Origin of the sequence: Mesorhizobium sp. M1A.F.Ca.IN.020.06.1.1 (assembly GCF_004023265.1) — a bacterium.
In the GTDB taxonomy this organism is placed as follows: domain Bacteria; phylum Pseudomonadota; class Alphaproteobacteria; order Rhizobiales; family Rhizobiaceae; genus Mesorhizobium.
The window spans coordinates 1-3,637 of the sequence record NZ_RZSR01000621.1 but is presented as its reverse complement, the minus strand read 5'-3'; the positions used below and the strand labels follow the sequence as shown (position 1 = coordinate 3,637).

The 3,637-nt window shown below is 65.5% G+C and carries 4 protein-coding genes; 2 read left to right on the top strand and 2 right to left on the bottom strand.

The annotated features are described in order from the left end of the window. Positions 1-1,088, top strand: a 1,088-nt coding sequence (locus EOA60_RS23635) for a TIGR03808 family TAT-translocated repetitive protein (protein WP_128311981.1), incomplete at its 5' end; no start/stop codon positions are given. Here the strand turns inward: EOA60_RS23635 and EOA60_RS23630 are convergent. After that, on the bottom strand, positions 1,085-2,089 hold the full coding sequence (locus EOA60_RS23630) for an asparaginase (protein ID WP_095823745.1): 1,005 nt from the start codon (positions 2,087-2,089) through the stop codon (positions 1,085-1,087). The genes EOA60_RS23635 and EOA60_RS23630 overlap by 4 nt on opposite strands. Before the next feature lie 49 nt (positions 2,090-2,138). Continuing rightward, positions 2,139-3,305, bottom strand: a complete 1,167-nt coding sequence (locus EOA60_RS23625) for an acetyl-CoA acetyltransferase (protein WP_095781573.1) — start codon at positions 3,303-3,305, stop codon at positions 2,139-2,141. A 188-nt stretch (positions 3,306-3,493) separates the two neighbouring features. Between EOA60_RS23625 and EOA60_RS23620 the strand changes: the two genes are divergently transcribed. Further along, on the top strand, positions 3,494-3,637 hold a 144-nt coding region (locus EOA60_RS23620; protein ID WP_128311979.1), incomplete at its 3' end, for a TetR family transcriptional regulator.

The following is a 3,637-nucleotide window of genomic DNA, read 5'->3' as shown; positions in this document are numbered from 1 at the left end:
TCCCGGGGGCGACCCGCATCGTCTATGGCGGCAATGGCCACCTGATGATGGCCGAACAGGCCGAGCATATCGAACTCAGCGGGCTGGTGCTGGACGGCAGCAACCGCTGGCTGGCCGACTATACGCAAGGGCTGCTCGATCTGCGCCGCGTCGCGCATCTCGCCATCGACAATTGCCAGGTCACAGGCAGCGGCAAGAACGGGCTGGCGCTGGAACATGTTTCAGGCCGCATCGGGCGCTGCGATGTTTCGGGCGCGGCAGACGCCGGCATCTATTCGGTCGAGGCCGGCGGGCTGGAGATCTCGGGCAATACCGTCTCGGATTGCGCCAATGGCGGCATTCTCGTGCATCGCTGGCAGCAGGCGGAAGACGGCACCATCGTCAGCGGCAACCGCGTGCAGCGCATCGGCGCGAGGAGCGGCGGCACCGGCCAGAACGGCAACGGTATCAACGCCTTCCGCGCCGGCAATGTCATTATCTCCGCCAACGTCGTGTCGGACTGCGCCTTCTCGGCGATCCGCGCCAACAGCTCCAGCAATCTGCAGATCACCGGCAACACCTGCTCGCGCTCGGGCGAGACGGGGATTTATTCGGAATTCTCCTTCGAGGGTGCGATCCTCAGCAACAATCTGGTCGACGGTGCCGCCAACGGCATCTCGATCGTAAACTTCAACGAAGGCGGCCGCATGGCCGTGTGCTCGAACAATATCGTGCGCAACCTCTCGACCGTCGGCCCCTACACCGCCGACCCGCCGGGCTTCGGCGTCGGCATCAGCGCCGAGGCCGAAACCTCCGTCTGCGGCAATGTCGTGGAGAACGCGCCCCTCTACGGCATGCAGCTCGGCTGGGGTCCTTATCTGCGCAATGTGGTTGCAACGGGCAACATCATCCGCAAGTCCGGCACGGGCATCGTCGTCAGCGTCGTCGAGGGTTCCGGCAGCGCGGTCATTTCGGACAATATCATCGACGCCGCGCAGAACGGCGCCATCATCGGCCAGCGCTGGGCCAATCCGGTGACGGGCGATCTGGCAAGATCAACCTTTACCGGCTACGCGCATCTGACCGTCGAGCGGAACAAGGTCAGTTAGGCCAGCGCCGCCGTCGGCCGCAGCAAGCCCACCTTGGCGCCGATACGGCTTTCGACCGGCGGATGGGCGAGTTCGGCAAGCTTTGCCGCGAGCGCTTCGTCGCTGCGCAGCAGCTTGGCCAGCACGGCGGCGATCATCACCTCGGAGGCGCGGCTGGCGCCGTCATCACATTTCAAGGCGATGCCGAGACCGAGCTCGGGCAAGGCCGCGCAATAGACGCCCTCGGCGCCGGTCTTGACGAAGATGCGGCCGGGCGCGGCCCGCATCAGCGCGAGGTCCGCCTTACCGGTGCCGGCCACCAGGAACGGTTCGGCCATGCAGGCCGAGAGCAGGCGCTTCGCCGCCTTGGCGCGTTCGGGCGCAAAGCCCCTGCCCGTCGCCATACGCGCAAAGCCCAGCGCAAAGCTCTTCAGCGGCACGGCATAGGTCGGGATCGAGCAGCCGTCGGTGCCGCAATGGTCGACATCATGCGCGGCGCCGGTCACCGATTGCATCGCGTCGCGCACCATCTCCTGCAGCGCATGGCCGGCCTTGACGTAGCCGCCATGGGCAATGCCGGAATGCACGCAGGTACAGAGGAAACCGGCATGCTTGCCGGAGCAATTGTTGTGGAGCGGGTTGGGCGCGCTGCCGGCGCGGGCCAGCGCGATCGTCGCAACGTGGCTCGACGGCCAGTGCGCGCCGCATTCGAGCGCCGTCTTATCGAGACCGGCCTTGGCGAGCATTGCTTGCGCCAGTTCGACATGCGCCGGCTCGCCTGAATGCGAGGCGCAGGCCAGCGCCAATTCGCGATCGCCGAAGCCGTAGGCGTCGGCAGCACCGGATTCGAGCAGCGGCAGCGCCTGGATCGCCTTCACCGCCGAGCGTGGAAACACCGGTCGCGCCGTATCGCCGATCTCCCAGACAGGCTTGCCGTCGGCGTCGAAGACAGAAACCGCGCCGCGATGAGCGCTTTCGACCACCGCGCCCCGCGCGACTTCGACCAGAACCGGATTTGCCATGCTGCCTCCCGCACGCGCGCGCCGGGCGCCGCTTCAATGCGGGCCGCTTCTACCTGATCCGATCGAGGATGGAAACGTAGTTGGCCACCGCAGCACCGCCCATGTTGAAGATGCCGCCGAGTTTTGCCCCAGGCACCTGAATGCCGCCGGCCTCGCCGGTCAGCTGCATGGCGGTGAGCACATGCATGGAGACGCCGGTGGCTCCGATCGGATGGCCCTTGGCCTTCAGCCCGCCGGACGGGTTGACCGGCAGCCGGCCGTCCTTGGCCGTGACGCCCTCCAGGGCGAGCTTCGCGCCCTCGCCGGGCTCCGCCAGGCCCATCGCCTCGTATTCGATAAGCTCGGCGATGGTGAAGCAGTCATGCGTCTCGACGAAGGAGAGGTCGTCGAGCGTGACGCCGGCCTTCTTCAGCGCCTGGCCCCAAGCCCGCTCGCAGCCCTCGAAGGAAAGGATGTCGCGCTTCGACATCGGCAGGAAATCCTGGACGTGCTCATTGGCGCGAAAGGTCACGGCGCGGCGCATCTTCAGCGCCGTCGCGGTGTCGGTGAGCACGAGCGCGGCGGCGCCATCCGAGACCAGCGAGCAGTCGGTGCGCTTCAGCGGACCGGCGACGAAGGGATTCTTCTCACTTTCCTGACGGCAGAACTCGTAGCCGAAATCCTTGCGCATTTGGGCATAGGGATTGTCGACGCCGTTTTTGTGGTTCTTGGCGGCAATCATGGCGAGCGCATCCGACTGGTCGCCATAGCGCTGAAAATAGGCCTGCGCGATCTTGCCGAAGACGCCGGCAAAGCCGGCCGGCGTTTCGCCATCCTCGGGCAGGTAGGAGGCTTTCAGCAGGTTCTTGCCGATCTCGGGCCCAGGTGTGGTGGTCATCTGCTCGGCGCCGACCACCAACACGACGCGGGCGGCGTTGGAATCGATGGCGCGGACGCCTTGTCTCACGGCAGCCGAACCGGTGGCGCAGGCATTCTCCACGCGCGTCGCCGGCTTGAAGCGCAGCCGGTCGTCGGCCTGCAGCACCAGGCTCGCGGTGAAATCCTGCGGTGAGAAGCCGGCGTTGAAATGGCCGAGCACGATCTCGTCGACATCGTCAGGGCCGATGCCGGCATGATCGAGCGCGTCCACGGCGACCTTGGTGATCAAGCCCTCCAGCGTCTCGCCTTCGAGCTTGCCGAAACGCGAATGCGCCCAGCCGACGATGCATGCGGTCATGACAGCCTCCATCTGCCGCGCAGCCTAGCACGTCCGGTCGCGGCATGACATTCAATATTGTTCAATAGTGAACCGTTTTCCAGCCGAAGGGATTTGGCCAGAGCGATACGATCGATTGATCCGATGCCGATTTTTTATTGATTGATGCGTCAATAAAAAATAATCTCGCTTCGAACCGGACCCCTCGCATGCCGAAAATCGGAATGGAACCGCTGCGCCGTAAGGCGCTGATCGACGCGACGATCTCGGCAATCGGCGAGCGCGGTTCGCTGGACGTGACCATGTCGGAGATCGCCGGCCGCGCCGGCGTGTCGTCGGCGCTCGCCCATCAC